This window comes from Dolichospermum lemmermannii CS-548 (assembly GCF_028330815.1).
GTDB classification, from domain to species: Bacteria; Cyanobacteriota; Cyanobacteriia; order Cyanobacteriales; family Nostocaceae; genus Dolichospermum; species Dolichospermum lemmermannii.
Genome location: NZ_JAQMTJ010000097.1, coordinates 18,167 through 36,368, shown reverse-complemented (window position 1 = coordinate 36,368; position 18,202 = coordinate 18,167). Strand labels below are relative to the sequence as shown.

Genomic DNA, 18,202 nt, shown 5'->3' with positions numbered 1-18,202 from the left:
TCATTAATACTCCGAACCAACCGATATATAAACGGTTGTCAGTGCTGGTGATCCATTCGCAGAAGCGATTCCATACGTTAGCACTTTCGCGCTGTTGTAAGGTAGTTGTCATGTGTTTATAATTGCGTTTGAGTTATGTATATTTTGGTAGGTGTTTCTACCTCATGAATTTATATTAAGCTTTATGTTTCGATTTGTAAAGCTATTTAAAGTAGGTATTAGTTATGAAAGTCATTAGTTTTTCTGATATCATGGGATTTACAGCAGCTATTGTGATAATTAGGCGGGCAGGATGCCCACCCCACAGGAGTTCTGGACTATTTCAGATGTAAAATTCAACCAGGAGGCCAGGACATAGAACGACCGCCTAGTATATGTATATGGAGATGATAGACCGTTTGTCCGCCATCAACACCAGTATTCATAACTACGCGATAACCGTTTTCCAGTCCTGCTTGTGCTGCAACTTTCTGGACTGTTAATAATAGATGTCCTAAAAGTGCTTGATCTTCAGGTTCTGCGGTAGCTAGATTAACTATGGGTTTTTTGGGTATAATAAGGATGTGGACTGGTGCTTGAGGGTTAACATCTGTAAAGGCTAGTGCTAAATCGTCTTCATAAACAATATTCGCGGGGATTTCTTTACGAATGATTTTACTGAAAATCGTTTCTGTGTTCTGACTCATACAGTTTTACTTACTCATCTGCTCAAGATTTTAAGCGATCGCTGGAACAGGCGATAAAAAGTTAAGCTATTGTGTAGTCAGTGCATTTATAGTTTTATGGCCAAACCTGCGGATGTTAGTACGAAACGCTTAATTAGTCTTGCACCCAATAATTGGGTAAAATGGGTAACGCAAATCCCGGATGTGGTTGCTGGGGAAATTCTCAATTCTGAATTTCAATGGATTAGTAGAGAAAGTGATGTACTTATCCGGGTTGAAAGTAAAGAATATGGGAAGTTTTTAGTTCTCAATGAATTACAATTGCGGTATAAACCAGAAATGCCGCGAAGGATGCGAGCTTATGCAGGATTAGCTGAGGAAAAATATAAATTACCCACATATCCTGTACTAATTAACATTCTCAAAACAGGTGATGCTGAAATCCCCACGCGATATGAATCTAATCTTGCTGGTTTAGAAGTGCGTCAAGATTACCGTGTAATTAACCTGTGGGAAGTAGATGTTAAAATTGCCTTAGAACAACCTTTACCGTCTCTACTGCCTTTTGTGCCGATTCTCAAAGGTGGTGAAGATGAATCTATAATTCGGGAAGCATTGCGTTTATTGCAAGCTGATGAACAATTAAATCAATTAGAAACGGTTCTTGCTTTTTTTGCTACGTTTGTATTAGATAGTTCCTTAGTTCAAGAAATTATGAGGTGGGATATGACAGTTTTACGCGAATCACCTTGGTATGAAGAAATATTGCAAAGAGGAAAAAGAGAAGAACGACTTTCAAACATTGAATCATATTTAAAAGTTAAATTTGACGATGAAGGATTAAAGTTCATGCCAAAAATTTCTCAAACATCGGATTTTGAGCAACTAGGAAAAATTTACCTCTCGATTATCGCAGTTGAAAGTTTGGAGGAATTAAGACTTGTGGTGGACAATTTGTCATAAATGGAAATCTTGATTTTACAAGACTTGATTTTTTTTGTTATCAGTATAAACTGCCGTGACTTATATCACTTGAGAAATTTTTTGTTTGAAATCATTTTGGGTTGAACTTTGAGACAATTTATCCGACCCTACAGCAGTTTCTGGTCGAATGCAATAAAATTGAAGGCGGGGAAACCCCGCCCCTACAGCCTTAAAACTCTGTATCTCCTAACTACGCAAACCGCTGTATCTGTTTAAAAAAGCTAATTTATTGGAATCATCAGAAAATAACGTTTAATGAGTTCTTTTTCTTTCTCTGGTAAAGAAATTTTAAGTTCATTTGATTCATTTATTTTGGATAATTTTCTAATTATATCACTAGTTTTGTTTAGTAAAACTCTTCTATTAATATTAGTTATATTTTTGGGACTGATACTATCAAAATTTCCATCCCACTTCTCTTCAGGAAAATCTATTAAATTCTGTCTTTTATCATCATCACTATATCTAAAGCAGTAATAATAACAATAGTAATCCTTTTTTTCATTATCACCTTCTCTTTTAATTTTCTCGGAAAAAAATAAGGACGCATCATGGATAATTCCATTACGAAATAGACATAATTCTCTTAATGTTTGGTCATCTTCAATATCACCAAAATAATATAATGCTTTTTGAATTGAACTATATCCCTTTGTCTTCGCATGATTTTCCTTTTCTTCACTATTTTTATAACATTTGCCAATTTGATCAAGAATTGCAAAAGCAGCCATAAAAGGAAGAAATGACTTAAACTTGTCAAGTCCAGAAGATTGTCGCATCTCCTCTTCTAGTGTTTTCAGTGTAGAAATTAACTTAAAATCTTTTGTAGATGCGTTTCTGGATAAATGAATATTAATTATTTCAGAATTTGTTAATTCGGAAAGTTTCTTGTCAAAATGCATAATAGACCTCTTGTAAATTAAATTGTTTCGTTAGTAATCTTCACAATATCACAATTAGCCGAGAATTAGCTACTGATTCTTGATTAATAATAAATCAACTTTAAGAAGCATTTATCTCGGCATCACATCATCTAACCGCAGTTGCAGCGAGGGTAAAAGAGGAGATTTAATAAACTCTCCTAACCGATATTTTTGCTGACTATAATCTTCGCCAATTAGTTGACAAACTGTAAATGTAGGTTGTTTTGGTTTACCAATAAAAACAACGCCACCCAATCCCCGATAATCAACAATCCAATATTCAGGAATTCCTAATAAAGCGTATTCTTCAACCTTACGCGCATAATCAGTTTCCCAATTACTGCTAACAACTTCCACAACTAACTTAATAGATTTTCCTAAAGCAATTACTGGTTCGTGTTCCCAAAAAGGTTCATCGTCAAGCACTGTTTCATCTAATACTACAATATCAGGTCGTCGGGCTGTGGCTGTTTCTGCAAAAGGACGGATTAGACAGGTGCGAGGAATAAACCAGGGAAGTTCAGCATGAGTAATAGCAATACCCAGTTTGGTTGCCAGTTTACCACCCACGGCTGCATGGGGTCCAGTTGGTTCCATATCAATCAATTCTGCGTCTGCAAGTTCATAGCGGGGGTTGTTACCGTATTCAAGGATGAATTGTGCAAAGGTTAATAATTTTGTTAATGCTTGAACCATAAGTCACCTGCATCTTTAGCTGTTATTATTATATTAACAATCCTCTTGGGTGATTTCACTCATTGTTAATATACCCACAAATCTGCTTTGATATGATCAAGGTTTATTGATATATAAAAAATGCTGGCTAGAGTTTGGAGTGCATCTATCATCGGGATTGACGCTGTAAAAGTGGGAGTAGAAGTTGATGTTTCTGGTGGGTTACCGGGAATTGTGATTTTAGGTTTACCAGATTCCGCAATTCAAGAATCTAAAGAACGGGTAAAAGCCACTTTAAAAAATGCGGGTTTTGCTTTTCCCATCCGGAAAATTGTCATTAACCTAACTCCCGCAGACTTACGAAAAGAGGGACCCGCGTTTGATTTACCAATTAGTGTGGGAATTTTAGCAGCTTCTGAACAAGTTAACGCCGATTTGTTAGGAGATTTTTTATTTTTGGGGGAAGTTTCTTTAGATGGTAGTTTGCGTCCGGTTGCTGGTGTTTTACCTATTGCTGCAACTGCAAAAAAGATGGGAATTACAGGTTTAGTTGTGCCTATTGATAATGCCCAAGAAGCTGCTGTTGTTGAAGGTTTAGCAGTTTATGGTTGCAAAGATGTTGCTGATGTAGTGGACTTATTAAATAATCCTAAAAAATATCAACCTGTCCAGTTAAATAAAGCAGTAGAAACTACCCAAGAAACATCTTTAAATTTAGCAGATTTGCAAGATGTTAAAGGACAAGCGCACGCCCGCAGGGCTTTAGAAATTGCGGCTGCGGGAGGACACAATTTAATTTTCGTTGGACCACCAGGAAGCGGAAAAACGATGTTAGCAAGGCGGTTATCGGGAATTTTACCACCTTTAAGTTTTCCTGAATCTTTGGAAGTAACACGCATTCATTCTGTGGCTGGATTGTTGAAAAATCGAGGTTCATTAGTTAGAGAAAGACCTTTTAGAAGTCCCCACCATTCTGCATCTGGTCCATCTTTAGTTGGTGGTGGCACTTTTCCCCGTCCTGGCGAAATTTCATTATCTCATAGAGGTGTACTTTTTTTAGATGAATTAACAGAATTTAAAAGAGATGTTTTAGAGTTTTTGCGTCAACCTTTGGAAGATGGTTTTGTGACAATTTCTAGAACTAAACAATCTGTCACTTTTCCGGCACAATTTACATTAGTAGCCAGTACAAATCCCTGTCCTTGCGGTTATTATGGTGATACAATTCAAGGATGTACTTGTTCACCTCGACAACGGGAACAATATTGGGCAAAATTGTCTGGACCATTAATGGATAGAATTGATTTGCAAGTAGCAGTAAATCGTTTGAAACCCGAAGAAATTACTCAACAACCAACGGGAGAAGCGTCAAAATCTGTAGCAGAAAGAGTGAAAAAAGCACGAGAATTGGCTATGATTCGATTTCAAAAAGAAGAAGATTTACAATGTAATGCTCAAATGCAAAGTCGTCATTTACAAAAATGGTGTAATTTAGATGATGCTAGTCGGACTTTATTAGAAGCAGCAATTAGGAAATTAGGGTTATCAGCAAGAGCAAGCGATCGCATTCTTAAAGTAGCACGAACTATAGCAGATTTAGCAGCAGATGAAAACCTTAAACCCCAGCACGTAGCCGAAGCAATTCAATATCGGACAATTGATAGAATGCAATAACTACCCTGTCCAGTGCGATAGAACAAATAAAGCAAAAATAGTCGGTTTAAATAAAAACCAAATTTTGGATTTTGGATCAGTATCAATAACCCAAAATCCAAAGTTTATTAAGCTAGGGCTGGTACAGGAATTTCCAAGTGAGGATATAATGGGAAGCGATCGCACAATGCCGCCACTCGCATCAAACAATCTTTAGTGACTGTATCCGCATCTGGAGAAAGTAAACGATCAGCAATAATATTGCCAATTTCCGTAAATTCTGCCACACCTAAACCCCTAGTAGTCATAGCGGGAGAACCCAATCTTAAACCACTGGTAACAAAAGGTGATTCAGTATCGAAAGGAACTGTATTCTTATTGGCGGTAATATTAACACTGCTGACTAGTTGATCTCCCTTCTTCCCAGTCATACCAACAGAACGTAAATCTACTAACATTAAGTGATTATCCGTGCCATTAGACACTAATTTGAATCCTCTGTTTTGCAATTGCGTAGCCAAAGCGCGAGCATTTTCAATCACTTGGCCAGAATAAGTTGTAAACTCAGGTTTAAGAGCTTCACCAAAAGCCACAGCTTTACCAGCAATCACGTGTTCTAGTGGTCCACCTTGAGTACCGGGGAAAACTGATTTATCCAGCTTTTTACCCAATTCTGCATCACGAGTCAAAATCAAGCCGCCGCGAGGTCCACGTAAGGTTTTATGAGTTGTAGTTGTGACAACATCACAATAAGGCAGAGGGTTGGGATGATGACCAGTCGCCACTAAACCAGCAATGTGAGCAATATCTGCGAGTAAGTACGCGCCAACTTCATCAGCAATACTGCGGAACTTTTGAAAGTCAATAATCCGAGGATAGGCTGAATACCCACAAATTAAGAGTTTAGGCCGTTCTTTGATAGCTAAATCACGAATTTGGTCATAGTCTAATTGTTCAGTTTCTTTACTTACGCCATAATGACGGACTTGGAACCATTTACCAGAAACGTTCACTGGTGAACCGTGGGTCAGGTGTCCTCCATGGGATAAGTCCATACCCATAATTGTGTCCCCTGGTTGCAGCAGGGTTAGGAAGACGGCAAAATTAGCCTGTGCGCCGGAATGGGGTTGAACATTGGCATGAGCCGCACCAAATAGCTGTTTAGCCCGGTCAATGGCTATTTGTTCAATTTCGTCAACAAACTCACAACCGCCATAATAGCGTTTACCTGGTAATCCTTCAGCGTATTTGTTGGTTAATACTGAACCTTGGGCAGCTAATACGGCAGCAGAGGTAAAGTTTTCACTCGCAATTAATTCCAAGTGGTCTCGTTGACGCTGTAATTCTTGGTTAATTAGTTCATTAATAGCAGGATCAGAGTTTTTTAACAGGTCTGAATTAGTTTTTGTCACGTTTATTATCCTTATGGCAGTTGACGAAAATCGAGATTGCGGTTAAACCTATTACCAAAGTTAGAAATCAGGCAACTTGTTTATTATAGGATTTAGACGGAAAAGCTTTGAGAACTGGGAACGTCATTATCTAAGAATTGCTGACTTTCATCAACGTGGTAGCCTGAACTTATGTATTATTTTGTACTCAAATTTACAAAAATCTAAGATATATAAGATACAATAAACCTAGATTATCTAGTTAGGAACGTGGATTTATTAACTTACAATTCTTTGTAGGTTGGGTGAAGCGACAGTGTAACCCAACATTAGATTACTTCCTGACTCTATTTGGAACAAGGAGGAGTTGAGATGTTAGTCATTTTAATGGACAATCAAATCCTTAGCTCTGAAAAGGTCTGTCAGTCTTGTTTACTGGCAAATGGTAGTGGACAACCTCGCTGGGGTGGAGGTAAACTGCGCTGTGGTCAAGCAATTAATAAGTTTACAGAACAACAGCCAGATCAATACGAGTGCGTTATGGGCTTTCGTGTCGCCAATGTAGAATAATGTTGACACTCTGCGGTCTAAAGACACGCAGATTCTTTAAGACCTGCTTAAAAAGGATAGTCAATTATCCTCCTAGACGCTCAAGACAACTACCAGTACGACAGGTATTGCAATTGCGCTTACTTTTGATTTTTTTGCTGCTTTTGTGAGTCCATCAATTTTTAATGTTAAACGCTCCATGATTTACCATTGCTTGTTTACCCAGGCTACGGCTATGCCGAGACGAGATAAATCAGGGGTTTCTCCTTAATAAAACACTTCTTGGCGTTGATGGTTATTCCTACTTGCTAATTAATTCTATCATGTCACGGCGAATAAATTCGCCGTTGGCACTTCCTCCACGCATCTATTGCCAAGTGGCTTCCGTGCCTTTCGTTCTATTTGGTGATTTGTCAGCAAGGTCAAGCATCTGCGTTATCCTAAGCTCAATAGCTGTTAAAATTTAGCCACAGGAGAACACAAAATGTCTTGGCGCGGGTCTACAACTTTCCCTGATCGAATTTTTGCCTGTTTACCTTATCTACTGCCTTTGATTGAGGTATTTGCTTTCGGTCAGTTTTTAATGAATGATTTTCCACTGTTAGGACTGATATTTTTACCCCTGTTGCCACTATTAAGAATTTACTATGGTGTCCGTTATGCGGGAATGATTATTTTCTTTGCTTTGTGGCTGTTGGTGGTCAGAAACGAGAAAATTAATCATTTTATTCGTTTTAACACGATGCAAGCCATCATTCTCGATATTGTGATCTTTTTATGTAGCATCTTGACCGATATTGTGAAATTAGTTCCTGGTAGTGGATTTGCTATGCAAACACTTTATACAACCATTTTCATGGGGATATTAGCAGCAGTTGTTTATTCCGTTGCTCAGTCATTAATGGGTAAGTATGCGGAAATTCCCGCGATTTCCGATGCAGTACATATGCAAGTACGCTAACAGTTAACGGACGATAACTGTGTTTTCTAGGCGACCAATTCCTTCAATTTCTACACGGATGCGATCGCCTATTTGCAAAGCCCCTACCCCCATCGGTGTACCAGTTAATACTATATCCCCAGGTAATAAAGTCATCACTTGACTAATATAAGACACCAAAAAATCTGGGGAAAATACCATTTGATCAATACAAGTAGATTGGACTGGATGGGGATTATCATTCAGAAACGTCTGTAATCTCGCTCCTGGGTTTAATTCTCGGACAATCCAAGGACCCAAAGGACAAAAAGTATCAAAACCCTTGGCTCTTGTCCATTGGGGATCTTTTTTTTGTAAATCCCTGGCTGTAACATCATTGGCAATGGTATAACCCCAAATTTTACTTTGGGCTTGGGCTGGGGTACAATCACTTGTGCGATCGCCAATCACCAAAGCCAATTCTCCTTCATAGTCTACCCGTTGAGACTGATAAGGATACTTAATTTCTCTTTCTGACGCAATCACAGATGTAGGCGGTTTGAAAAAAATTAGCGGTTCAGCGGGTACAGGTGTTCCCATTTCCGCCGCATGATCAGCATAATTCTTGCCTACACCCACAATTTTTGAAGGCGCACAGGGGGCTAGAATCGTGTAAGAATTGGATGGCAGGATTAAATCCGTAGGTTGACCATCCAACCAAGGTGGAGCATCCAGCACTTCTACATTCTGAGAAAGCTGGAGTAACCCATAGTAAATTTTCCCTTCTTGACTTTGAACTCGCACATATCGCTGCGCCATAACTTTGACAAATATCCTTGAATATACTTTGTTCCAGCAGAATGTGCTTAATGATTGCCATTAAAAACTTGTAAGATTATATGATAAATATTGAAAATCTTATGACCTTAATTAACAAACTATTAACCAGTGGACAAATCCTGCTCAAAATTGTGCTACTGTGGAATAACTAAAAAATTGTCAAAATTCCTTGTTGCTTGAGATGTTAATCAATTAAAGTATCGCCCATGGCAATATTTGTATAAATTAATACCTCTTCAGCCATTGTCCATAAGGTGAATTAAAAAACATGACCACAGTTTACGAAACCATGTACATTTTGCGTCCTGACTTGGGAGATGAGCAAGTAGTACAACAAATCGCCAAATACGAAAACTTAATTCGTGAACACGGTGCTGAGAATATTGAAATTCAAAACCGTGGTAAGCGTCGTCTGGCCTATGAAATTCAAAAGCATCGTGATGGCGTTTATGTTCAACTCAACTACACAGGTCCTGGAACTGTAATTGCTATCATGGAACGCGCAATGCGATTGAGTGAAGAAGTGATTCGCTATATGACAGTCAAGCAAGAAGTTCACAAAGAAAAACCAGAAGAAGTTGTAGCAGCTTAATAACCGCGTTTTCCGAGGTTATTAGTTAGATAACTCCACAAAAAAGATGAACTGCTTGCAGCAGGGCTTCGCTATCCAATTTTGTGGTATCGTTCTTGTATTATTAGCGGGCAAGACTTGTACTGAGCTTGTCGAAGTATGCCCGCACTACAAGAAATTTTGGATATTTCTTTAATTGGAAGTCTCTTAGCAGTTCAGCAGTATGGCCTGCGTCATACTGCGACATCAGGAAATTACTAAAAATCGCTCAATTATTTCACTCGAACTGCGACCTATGTGATATAATCGGCGCAAGTGAAAAATTAACTATATATATTAAGTAAGAGCTTTAAGTGACTGTGAGCCAATCTGATATACCAAACATCCAAGAACTGTCCACCGAAATCTCGCAGTTGCGCCAAGACTTGCAACTGCGAGATCAATTAGTTCAACAGTTATCTCAAGAACTATTCCGGCTAGTTAAGGGTAATACTAACTTTACACCGCCAAAATCTGAGCCAGAGATAGATTTGAGTCAATTGCAGGCTTTAAGAGATCAAATTCAAGCCGTCGAACAGCAGGTGACGTTCTATCAAGAGCAAATTACGAATCGTGATACGGAGATTTACCAATTAAGACAGTCTGTACAAGAACTAACTGATCGTAGTCGAATGTTAGAGCAGGTAGTACAGGAATTACCCCAAATTTACCGTCGTAAGTTTGAGGAACGCATGACACCAGTGCGAGACAAGGTCACAATCCTACAACGAGAAAATCGCCAATTGCAAGCCGAATTGCAAAGTGTGAGTTATCGTTTAGCACTTAAAAACCGCTACACAAATCATGGCGGTATTGATTTACCTACTTTTCCTCGTTCGGAAGTTACAACCGATAGTTTACCTGCTGCCCAAAATGTCTAAAATTTGTGACTGTATTTGAATTAAATCAAAATTTTTATTCCGCAGTACCTATCTTTTTTTGAGGTACTGCGGACTTTAGTTAGGGCTTGCTGAATAAGATTAGAAGGAATAACAGATAAGGGTTTCAGGTTTTGATTTTTCTACGAGGTCAGGTATCTGAACCTATAATTGGTATATCTCATCAAAAAGTTCTTTCACTTGCCATTCCGGGAAATTATTTGATTATGCTCCAAAGACTATATGTACACAACTTCAGATGTTTAGAAAACTTTGAACTAACCATGAAGGAGATGTCATCTGCTCTCTTGATTGGAAAAAATGGTACAGGTAAATCAACTATTGCAACCGCATTAGAGGTATTTCAATCTATTGGTAGAGGCATAAATAGAGTTGGTCAACTTGTCAAGTCTAAAGATTTTACTCGTGGCAGGTATGATGTTCCCATTCGCTGGGAAATAGAAGTATTACTTGAGGAGAAATTATATAAATACATCTTGTCCTTGGAGTTGCCAGAAAAATTTAAAGAATTGCGAGTTTTTGAAGAACAACTTTTAGTTGCAGGAAATCCAATTTACTCTCGGAAAGAAGCACAAGTTACTATTTATAGTAGTTCACAAAATCGTGAATCTCAGTTTTTAGTAGATTGGCATTTAGTAGCCCTTCCAGTTATTCAGGAGCAATCAGAAACAGATCCACTTCATACTTTCAAAAATTGGCTTGCTCATATAATTATTCTAGCACCAATTCCTAGTTTAATGACTGGAGATTCCCACGGAGAAACTTTACAACCAAACAGAGATGGTGCAAATATTGGGGAATGGTTTTCTGGTTTACTTGGTAGATATCCTGCGGCCTATAGAGACGTTGATAAATATTTACGGGAAGTTATGCCCGATTTTCAAGATTTCTTGAATGAACTTATCGGTAAAGAGTTCAAAAGTTTAATTGTGAGATTTGCTGAAAATAATGCAACCTTGAATGTTAACTTTCAAGATTTATCAGATGGTGAAAAATGCTTTTTTCTTTGTGCTGTGGTATTAGCAGCTAATAAATTTTATGGGTCAGTTTTTTGCTTTTGGGATGAACCTGACAACTATCTCTCTATCTCAGAAGTAGGTCATTTTATCACATCTCTGAGACGTTCATTTAAGGATAGTGGCCAAATTTTAGTAACTTCTCATAACCCTGAAGCAATTAGAAAATTCTCCAATGAAAACACCTTTATTCTGGATAGAAAAAGTCACTTAGAACCAACTTTAATTAGATTGCTTAGTGATATACCTGTTACTGGCGATTTGATTAATTCTTTGATTTGTGGTGATATAGAATTATGAGTATAAATAAGAATAAACCACATCTGTTAATTTTACCTGAAGATGATGCTAATCGTCAGATTATTAATGGATTTATTCAAAATTTGAATGTGAATAATCGGGCTATTCAAATCCTACCAATTGCTGATGGTTGGAAAAAAGCTGTAGATAAATTCACAAATGATCATATCAAAGCCATGCGACAATATCCACAGAGAAATATCCTATTAATTATTGATTTTGATGAATGTGAAGATAGATTAAATTTCGTAGAAAGTTATATTCCAGATGATATAAAAAATAGAGTATTTGTTTTAGGTGTACAATCTAATCCAGAGAGTCTTAAAAGGGATATTCAAAAGAATTTTGAGACTATTGGAGAATCTCTGGCTATAGATTGCGCGGAAAACAATCATAAATTATGGGAACATCGTCTTCTCATACATAATAAAACTGAGTTAGAACGGATGATTTTATCTGTTAAACCATTTCTGTTTCCAAATTAAACCAAGAAACAATAGACATCTGGTGAAAATTAAATATGCGTGACTTACAACCCTTGTAGAGACGTTCCATGGAACGTCTCTACATTCTTTTCTGGAGATGTCTAATAGTTACACTGCTAAGAAAAAGCCTAAAAAAAGAGAAATTTAATATCTTCCTCTAAAAAAAATAAGGAATATTGGGGTTTCCAACCTAATTGGTTGTGAATTTTATCAATGTTACCCAATAATTGAACTGATTCATCCGGTCGGTAAAAAGCAGGATAAACCAACGACAATGTAATCTTGCCAGTTTAACTCAACAAAGTTAAAAGCACAAGCTAATCCAGTGATTAGGGCTTTCTTGGTCATTTGCTGATATTTTATAATTGCTGATTTGCCGTTTGATAGGTGGTTATAAATAAGACGGAATAAGTTGAATTTTAACCGTTAATTTCAGATTGCTAGAATCTATACTATCTATAAACCACTATCTATAAACCTTGTTTGGGAAAATCGGTTGAACTTAGTTTATTTTAACTTCGTATTATATATAGTCTTCTATTGAGATTTTTTAGAATAGTTTCCAGCCATGTTTTTTGAAAAAGTAAATTGCCGATTGAATATTAATTATTGTTAACTTCAGGGATTTATATGAACCTTTTGCCCAGTGATGAAAAATATGTACATGAGGATAAAATACAGTTTTGTACTTTTTAGCCATTCTCAGAGTTATATCTGCATCTTCAAAGTACATAAATATGTTTTCATCAAAATATCCAATTTCATCTAAATACTTTTTACGAAAGAGCATGAAGCATCCAGATAAATACAAAACTTCCGCTATCTTATTGTAACCCATATCGCGCATTTCATACCAGTCCAGATAGGGTTTTAGAAGAAAATGTAATGGCTTAGGAATAAACCGTCTAGCGAACAGAGCAAATAATGTTGGATAGCGTTTACAAAGATATTGTGTCTCACCACTAGGGAAAAATATTTTGGGTTGAATTAGACCAACTTCTTGATTAGTTTCTAAATAATCTATTAGTTGTGGTATGACATTTTCATCAAAATAGATGTCTGGGTTAAGCACAAGATGGTAATCAGACACTCCACATTTAGAAATAGCTATGTTATGGGCTTTACCAAAGCCTACATTGTCACCATTGTTATAATAGTCAACGTTTTCTAAATCTTGGAATACCGTTTCCAAATCTGGAGAGGGTGAGTTGTCAACAACACACAAGTTAATCTTTAATGGTGTATTGATAGTAGATAATACTGTCTTATAAATCATATCAGGATTATTTTTATATAAGACTAGTGAGGCGCTAATTGTAAGCATAAGTGGTATTTGCTAAAAGAGTTAAATCAGGATGTTAAGTTATAATAGACCATCAGTCCTATATATCCATATTTATAACTCGTAATAAGTTTGGTTTGAGTGCATCTATGGAGTAATTATTGTGGAATTCTTCAAGGCAATATTTTTTATGATAATTGGCTTTCAAAATACAAATTTCAAGTATTTTTATATTGTTAGCATGATCATAGACATCCTCAACAAAGTAACCAGTTTTGCCATCAACAATCACATCAGGTAGCGAACCACATTTAGATGCTATTACTGGTGTTTCTTGCATCATTGCATTTGCAAAGACTGCACTTTGTGTGCTACTTAGGTAAAGACATAAAATTGCATAACTCGACGCAATACTTTCGGCAATTTCTTGGTCTGTTATATAGTCTTTAGCAATGATTTTCAGATTTAGTCCCTCGCATTTTTTTGCCCGAGCTAGTAAATGTCCATAAAGATTAGAACTGATAATTTGAAACTGAAATTGCATTTTGTGATTTAGGCAGTATTCTACAAGCTCTAAAAAGGGAATAATGCCTTTTTCTTTAGCAATATGCCCTACATAACTAAAATAAATCCTTTCTTTGATATCAGTATTTGCCATTGGAAACATTAATGGTAGCAAACTACATTTACCAGCCATTTGAGGATAATTTTTTTTAAAAATCTTCAACGCATATTTAGAAGGTAGAAGACAGTGTTCTATATTTCTTACAGACCATCGACCTATAATCATGGCTATAAAAATGTAAATTCCCTTACTAACTCCAAAGTGAAACAGATCTGAAAAAGTTTTATGTGGTTCATGTAACCATAGAAATCTCTTGCCTCTAACATAATTTGCATAATCTTTTAAGAAAAGAGCATTAGCCGGATGAGGATTCATTACTAAACAATTTATTGGACTATTTTCGGCAATAATGCTTAAATTTTGTCTCCATTCTTTTCTTAAGAACTCATATAAAAAGCCATTTTTTTGTGGGATATAAGAAATAATATCCGAGGGATTAACACCTTTTTCAATTAGGAATGAAAAATACTTATTATGACACAAAAATCTAATAGGAATGTTCAACTCTTTGCCTGCACAGTATAGAGCATACATATGGGATGAATAGACGGGAGAATATTTTAAGCTGACTAGGAGCATAGTTTTTTTAAATTGTATACATTAGTTCCATTTTTACATATCTAAACTTAGAAGTCTATAAATTTTCATCTTTATATTTACTGACTATAAATGGAGAGTTGATCTTGAGTAAATCTTTCAGCATTATTAATTTATTTACCATACTTATTATTAATTTGTCACCATTATTATTTGCATATTTAAGACGTATATTAGATTGCTCACTAATTCTTTTTTGTGATTGACTAGAAATGCCTCCAGGTTGAAATTTTGCAACTATTATAGGGAGATAAAATATTTTTATCCCTTTTAGCATTCTGAGAAATACATCATAATCCATAGAGGTTTTGATAGATTCATCAAATTTATAATGATTGTGAAGAGAAGTTTCGCAAAAAACAGCTTGATGAGGCAAAAACATAAAATAGCTCAGAAATTTTGCCGACAGTTTTGGTGGATTGTACAATACTTCTTTGAAAGTATAATCTGATGATACTATAGAGCCAACTGCAAACTGCCACTTGTTTTCTAAATAGCTAGCAACTACCTCAGAAATAACTTTCTCTGAAGTAAGTACGTCTCCAGAATTCAAGAAAAATATTAAATTCCCAACACTTCTGTCTATACCTTTATTAAAAGCACTTGATATACCATTATCTTTTTCTGAAACATAAGTAAAAATTTTAGAGTGTTGGTACGACTGCAAAAATTCTTTAGTACCATCACTGGAATCACCATCTATGATAATGTGCTGTATCGTTTCATAATCTTGTTCTTTTACTGATCTTAATGTCTCGGATAAACCGACAAGATTATTCCTGGATATAGTGACTATTGAAACTAGACAATTATTCATAAACTAATTACAAAAGAAGGGAACAGGGAACAGATAAGAAACACTCATTTGCTGAGTTTAAAGCTCAGTCAAAAAAAAGATGTTTTTAAAAGATGAGTAGCCCGAAAAAAAACAGTGTCATTATTTCAATCTCATGTTTTTAAACATGAGTTTTTCCTGTTGCCTGCGATGCACTGAGCTTGTCGATAGCGAAGCGTGGCGTAAGCCATAGTGTTGCCCGTTCCCTGTTCCCTCTGAAAACTTAATATACATGGTTTTAACATAGATTGATGTCTAATAAAAATACTCAATCAATTTAATGAGGTTATAATTTAGCGGTTTCCCCTCAAGTACAATGGTACTCTCTTTTTTAGCTGTGTTGTCAGCGCTCTGAATCTTAGGAATTCTGTAAAATGTGAAAGAAAATACAGATATAAAAGCCAAAATTAACAAATACCTTTTATAACTGCTAAACTGCTTAGATATAGATAAAAATGGAATATTCAGCAACCACAACGGAAAATATAAGAAATTAAATAGTCCTAACCTGTAAGGTAGAATAGAAAATGGGAGGGTTATAATAATAACTATCAGTTGAAACTTGCCAATCATTCTTAAATATTGCAAATATTCTAAATTATCAACAAGAATCGTGTGTTGATAATTATCTTGATCTGGATAAAATAAATCTTCCCTTATTTCTAAAAAGCACAATAAACTTAATGCTATTTGCAATACAAATACAGGGTTGTATAAGTCTACAAAATTTGTAATTTCTGTTTGATTATCAAAAAATATAGCTGCTTTTTCAGAAGCTAAAAATCCACTTTGATAAAAAGGTAACAAAATTATAGATAAAGTTGAGTTTAACAAGTTGGGATTAATTTGAGTTATGAAAATTATCAATAACAAGGTTATTACAAAACTAACTCTGTAATAACGATTATTGAAGAATCGGATAAATTTATTGTTTTTATTAGTCTTTGGGAATAAATCTTTAAATATTAAAATAACAAGAAACAAACCACTATAATAATGCATGAAAGTAGCTATTATAGCAAGTAAATAACATATTACATGGTTTTGCTTGTAAAAACTAATACCCATTAATAAGATGGATAATGACAAACAAGATCTGATCAAGAATAATGGAACACCCATAGCAGGTGCAACTAGCGCGTAATATATACTGATAATTATATATGCCACATCTAATTGGTTTAATCTAGCGCATATTCTTAAAATTGCTATAGTTGAGATTATATTAAATATTAAAGCATTTACTAAGAGAAAAAGTTTTTCATTATCACTAATTAAAACAGCTAAACAATATTCATATATTTGATATAGTGGCTCCATCTTTCCCTTTAAATATAACTGGCTAATATCAAATGATGATAGAGATTCCTGGAATGATTCTATGTATTCAATCGTATCACTAAAAGGTATAATTGTTGCTCCTATAAGCGAACTTACAACAGATGCGGAGAAGATGAGAAATAGAGATATGTAATCTACGTATTTCTTATTTTTCGAGAAAATAGCAGCAAAGCAGGCAACAGGTGGATATAAAACTGGATAAAAGTAAAGAATTGGAATGCAGAATAATAATTGTAATCCATTCATTTTCTTATAAGTTAGTAGAAAGTATTATATGGTGATAGCGAAACTTATGGGGTGAATAAAATTTCACTTTTCCCTTATGTTTTGATAAACTGATAGATAATTGTTAGCTTGTATTTCTAAAGTAAAGTTCTGCTCAACTTTTTCACGACCATTACTTCCTAACTTCTGTAATCTTTCTTCATCCTCCAGTACCCAAGCAATTCCTCTGGCTAAGTCTTCTACATTAAAAGGTTTAGCCAGGTAGCCATTTTGTTGATATTCTATCATATCAGGCATTCCGCCAATATCAAAAGCTACGCAAGGAGTCCCGCAAGCTAAAGACTCCATAACTGTGTTTGGCAAATTATCTTGCACAGAAGGAGCAAGAAATACATCTGCTGCTGCGTAGACTAAGGAGAGGGAAATATCATCATTTAATCTACCTAAATAATGTGATTTAAAGCCAAGTTTAGTAGGATTTTTAGGTTGAGAAGATCCAAATACAACCAATTCTACTTGCTCCCCCCACCCAGATTGACTGAGCTTTTGTAAAGCTGATTGTAGAAAATTAAACCCTTTTCTGGGATCGCTTGTTGCACTCATAGCTCCAAATAGAATCAGTTGCTTATCTTCAGGTAAACCGAGAATAGACCGTGCTACAGATTTTTCAAGTGGTTTATACTGTGTCGTATCCAGTCCATTAGGAATAACTTCAATTCTTGTATCTTTTAGTAAAGAGCTAGAAGCTGCACATTTAGCCAGCCAATGACTAGGAGTAACTATAGTTAGATTTAAGTTTTGCCATGCCCTTACTTTGCGCTTCCAAATCCAGCGTGATAAGTCTTTTTCTTTATTACTATGCAGTTGGGGACACGCACCACAGGAGTTTGTGTAACTCATGCAATCTCCGTTATAATGACAACCTCCAGTAAATGCCCACATATCATGGAGCGTCCAAACAATGGGTTTGTTGAACTTAGCAATTGTCTCTATTTTTAAATAGCCACCATTAATCCAGTGTAAATTAATCACGTCGGGATTAATTTGAGCTACTTGTGCAGCTAATCGATCTGGTAGCCATTGAACGGAATAGGTAGAGCGATCGCGCTGGGAGTAAATTTGTAATGGTAGACTATCGAGAGTGGGTTTTAATTTGCCAATACCTTTATTTACTTTGCTTTCTGGAGCAATTACTGTGTAATCATCACTTTGCTTATTTTGTACAAGCATTTGGGAATCTACATTTATACTCTGTAAGCCTTGGTGCAAACGATAAGTAGCACGGGCGGCTCCTCCACTAATATCACTAGCACTAATTAATATTGGTTTAATCATTATATTAACTGATCATTTGTCCAAAATTTATTCGGTAAAGGTTGATTAAACTC

18 protein-coding genes and 1 pseudogene are annotated in these 18,202 nt (G+C 35.8%); 8 read left to right on the top strand and 11 right to left on the bottom strand.

The annotated features are described in order from the left end of the window. Both PN450_RS06455 and PN450_RS06450 read right to left on the bottom strand, forming a co-directional pair. A pseudogene (locus tag PN450_RS06455) lies at window positions 1-112 on the bottom strand (photosystem II q(b) protein); the annotation flags it as partial. A 223-nt stretch (window positions 113-335) separates the two neighbouring features. After that, window positions 336-686 carry a histidine triad nucleotide-binding protein gene (locus PN450_RS06450; protein WP_213800690.1) on the bottom strand — a complete coding sequence of 117 codons (351 nt, stop codon included), beginning with the start codon at window positions 684-686 and terminating at the stop codon, window positions 336-338. A 96-nt stretch (window positions 687-782) separates the two neighbouring features. Between PN450_RS06450 and PN450_RS06445 the strand changes: the two genes are divergently transcribed. Next, window positions 783-1,628 (top strand): Rpn family recombination-promoting nuclease/putative transposase, encoded by an 846-nt coding sequence (locus PN450_RS06445; protein WP_148761538.1) that lies wholly within the window; start codon window positions 783-785, stop codon window positions 1,626-1,628. Window positions 1,629-1,870: 242 nt separating this feature from the next. Here the strand turns inward: PN450_RS06445 and PN450_RS06440 are convergent, their stop codons facing one another. Together PN450_RS06440 and PN450_RS06435 are read right to left on the bottom strand one after the other, a co-directional pair. Beyond that, window positions 1,871-2,551: a hypothetical protein gene (locus tag PN450_RS06440; protein WP_271835780.1), complete on the bottom strand. Its 681-nt coding sequence runs from the start codon at window positions 2,549-2,551 to the stop codon at window positions 1,871-1,873. A 111-nt stretch (window positions 2,552-2,662) separates the two neighbouring features. Continuing rightward, the gene (locus tag PN450_RS06435) at window positions 2,663-3,268 is read right to left on the bottom strand and encodes a Uma2 family endonuclease (RefSeq protein ID WP_271835779.1); all 606 of its coding nucleotides are present in this window, start codon (window positions 3,266-3,268) and stop codon (window positions 2,663-2,665) included. Window positions 3,269-3,388: 120 nt separating this feature from the next. On the opposite strand from PN450_RS06435, the gene PN450_RS06430 reads away from it, so the two are divergent. Next, window positions 3,389-4,921: a YifB family Mg chelatase-like AAA ATPase gene (locus tag PN450_RS06430; RefSeq protein ID WP_271835778.1), complete on the top strand. Its 1,533-nt coding sequence runs from the start codon at window positions 3,389-3,391 to the stop codon at window positions 4,919-4,921. A 107-nt stretch (window positions 4,922-5,028) separates the two neighbouring features. On the opposite strand, the gene glyA is transcribed toward PN450_RS06430, so the two are convergent. After that, the gene (gene glyA, locus PN450_RS06425) at window positions 5,029-6,312 is read right to left on the bottom strand and encodes a serine hydroxymethyltransferase (protein ID WP_148761530.1); all 1,284 of its coding nucleotides are present in this window, start codon (window positions 6,310-6,312) and stop codon (window positions 5,029-5,031) included. A 351-nt stretch (window positions 6,313-6,663) separates the two neighbouring features. Here glyA and PN450_RS06420 point away from each other — a divergent pair, with 351 nt between their 5' ends. Beyond that, the gene (locus tag PN450_RS06420) at window positions 6,664-6,861 is read left to right on the top strand and encodes a hypothetical protein (protein ID WP_148761528.1); all 198 of its coding nucleotides are present in this window, start codon (window positions 6,664-6,666) and stop codon (window positions 6,859-6,861) included. A gap of 463 nt (window positions 6,862-7,324) precedes the next feature. Beyond that, window positions 7,325-7,801, top strand: coding sequence for a Tic20 family protein (locus PN450_RS06415; RefSeq protein ID WP_148761526.1), 477 nt, complete (start codon window positions 7,325-7,327; stop codon window positions 7,799-7,801). Window positions 7,802-7,804: 3 nt separating this feature from the next. Here PN450_RS06415 and PN450_RS06410 read toward each other — a convergent pair whose 3' ends face one another. Beyond that, a complete protein-coding gene (locus PN450_RS06410) occupies window positions 7,805-8,578 on the bottom strand; it encodes a fumarylacetoacetate hydrolase family protein (RefSeq protein ID WP_148761524.1) in 774 nt (257 codons plus the stop codon). 289 nt (window positions 8,579-8,867) lie between these two features. On the opposite strand from PN450_RS06410, the gene rpsF reads away from it, so the two are divergent. The 4 genes from rpsF to PN450_RS06390 all read left to right on the top strand — a co-directional run bounded on the left by rpsF (window position 8,868) and on the right by PN450_RS06390 (window position 11,909). Next, a complete protein-coding gene (gene rpsF, locus PN450_RS06405; protein WP_015078351.1) occupies window positions 8,868-9,191 on the top strand; it encodes a 30S ribosomal protein S6 in 324 nt (107 codons plus the stop codon). 338 nt (window positions 9,192-9,529) lie between these two features. After that, a complete protein-coding gene (locus PN450_RS06400; RefSeq protein WP_148761522.1) occupies window positions 9,530-10,090 on the top strand; it encodes an Npun_F5560 family protein in 561 nt (186 codons plus the stop codon). A gap of 224 nt (window positions 10,091-10,314) precedes the next feature. Continuing rightward, window positions 10,315-11,424, top strand: coding sequence for an AAA family ATPase (locus PN450_RS06395; protein WP_271835782.1), 1,110 nt, complete (start codon window positions 10,315-10,317; stop codon window positions 11,422-11,424). Continuing rightward, the gene (locus tag PN450_RS06390) at window positions 11,421-11,909 is read left to right on the top strand and encodes a hypothetical protein (protein WP_271835777.1); all 489 of its coding nucleotides are present in this window, start codon (window positions 11,421-11,423) and stop codon (window positions 11,907-11,909) included. The genes PN450_RS06395 and PN450_RS06390 overlap by 4 nt, the downstream gene beginning before the upstream one ends. A gap of 550 nt (window positions 11,910-12,459) precedes the next feature. Here the strand turns inward: PN450_RS06390 and PN450_RS06380 are convergent. From PN450_RS06380 to PN450_RS06360, 5 genes are all read right to left on the bottom strand, one after another. Further along, window positions 12,460-13,233 carry a glycosyltransferase family 2 protein gene (locus PN450_RS06380; RefSeq protein WP_271835776.1) on the bottom strand — a complete coding sequence of 258 codons (774 nt, stop codon included), beginning with the start codon at window positions 13,231-13,233 and terminating at the stop codon, window positions 12,460-12,462. 58 nt (window positions 13,234-13,291) lie between these two features. Further along, a complete protein-coding gene (locus PN450_RS06375) occupies window positions 13,292-14,320 on the bottom strand; it encodes a glycosyltransferase (protein ID WP_271835775.1) in 1,029 nt (342 codons plus the stop codon). Between the two features lie 130 nt (window positions 14,321-14,450). After that, entirely contained in the window at window positions 14,451-15,230 is a 780-nt protein-coding gene (locus PN450_RS06370) for a glycosyltransferase family 2 protein (RefSeq protein ID WP_271835774.1), read from the bottom strand. A gap of 273 nt (window positions 15,231-15,503) precedes the next feature. Further along, window positions 15,504-16,835 carry an EpsG family protein gene (locus tag PN450_RS06365; protein ID WP_271835773.1) on the bottom strand — a complete coding sequence of 444 codons (1,332 nt, stop codon included), beginning with the start codon at window positions 16,833-16,835 and terminating at the stop codon, window positions 15,504-15,506. A 63-nt stretch (window positions 16,836-16,898) separates the two neighbouring features. Then, entirely contained in the window at window positions 16,899-18,146 is a 1,248-nt protein-coding gene (locus tag PN450_RS06360) for a glycosyltransferase family 4 protein (RefSeq protein WP_271835781.1), read from the bottom strand. Window positions 18,147-18,202 lie beyond the last annotated feature (56 nt).

What these genes read in the sequence shown, in the direction of transcription:
- PN450_RS06420 (WP_148761528.1), top strand. Translation starts at nt 6,664, where the DNA reads ATGTTAGTCATTTTAATGGACAATCAAATCCTTAGCTCTGAAAAGGTC.
- PN450_RS06365 (WP_271835773.1), bottom strand. Translation starts at nt 16,835, where the DNA reads ATGAATGGATTACAATTATTATTCTGCATTCCAATTCTTTACTTTTAT.
- PN450_RS06395 (WP_271835782.1), top strand. Translation starts at nt 10,315, where the DNA reads ATGCTCCAAAGACTATATGTACACAACTTCAGATGTTTAGAAAACTTT.
- PN450_RS06435 (WP_271835779.1), bottom strand. Translation starts at nt 3,268, where the DNA reads ATGGTTCAAGCATTAACAAAATTATTAACCTTTGCACAATTCATCCTT.
- PN450_RS06380 (WP_271835776.1), bottom strand. Translation starts at nt 13,233, where the DNA reads ATGCTTACAATTAGCGCCTCACTAGTCTTATATAAAAATAATCCTGAT.
- PN450_RS06370 (WP_271835774.1), bottom strand. Translation starts at nt 15,230, where the DNA reads ATGAATAATTGTCTAGTTTCAATAGTCACTATATCCAGGAATAATCTT.
- PN450_RS06430 (WP_271835778.1), top strand. Translation starts at nt 3,389, where the DNA reads ATGCTGGCTAGAGTTTGGAGTGCATCTATCATCGGGATTGACGCTGTA.
- rpsF (WP_015078351.1), top strand. Translation starts at nt 8,868, where the DNA reads ATGACCACAGTTTACGAAACCATGTACATTTTGCGTCCTGACTTGGGA.
- PN450_RS06440 (WP_271835780.1), bottom strand. Translation starts at nt 2,551, where the DNA reads ATGCATTTTGACAAGAAACTTTCCGAATTAACAAATTCTGAAATAATT.
- PN450_RS06445 (WP_148761538.1), top strand. Translation starts at nt 783, where the DNA reads ATGGCCAAACCTGCGGATGTTAGTACGAAACGCTTAATTAGTCTTGCA.
- PN450_RS06450 (WP_213800690.1), bottom strand. Translation starts at nt 686, where the DNA reads ATGAGTCAGAACACAGAAACGATTTTCAGTAAAATCATTCGTAAAGAA.
- PN450_RS06415 (WP_148761526.1), top strand. Translation starts at nt 7,325, where the DNA reads ATGTCTTGGCGCGGGTCTACAACTTTCCCTGATCGAATTTTTGCCTGT.
- PN450_RS06390 (WP_271835777.1), top strand. Translation starts at nt 11,421, where the DNA reads ATGAGTATAAATAAGAATAAACCACATCTGTTAATTTTACCTGAAGAT.
- PN450_RS06410 (WP_148761524.1), bottom strand. Translation starts at nt 8,578, where the DNA reads ATGGCGCAGCGATATGTGCGAGTTCAAAGTCAAGAAGGGAAAATTTAC.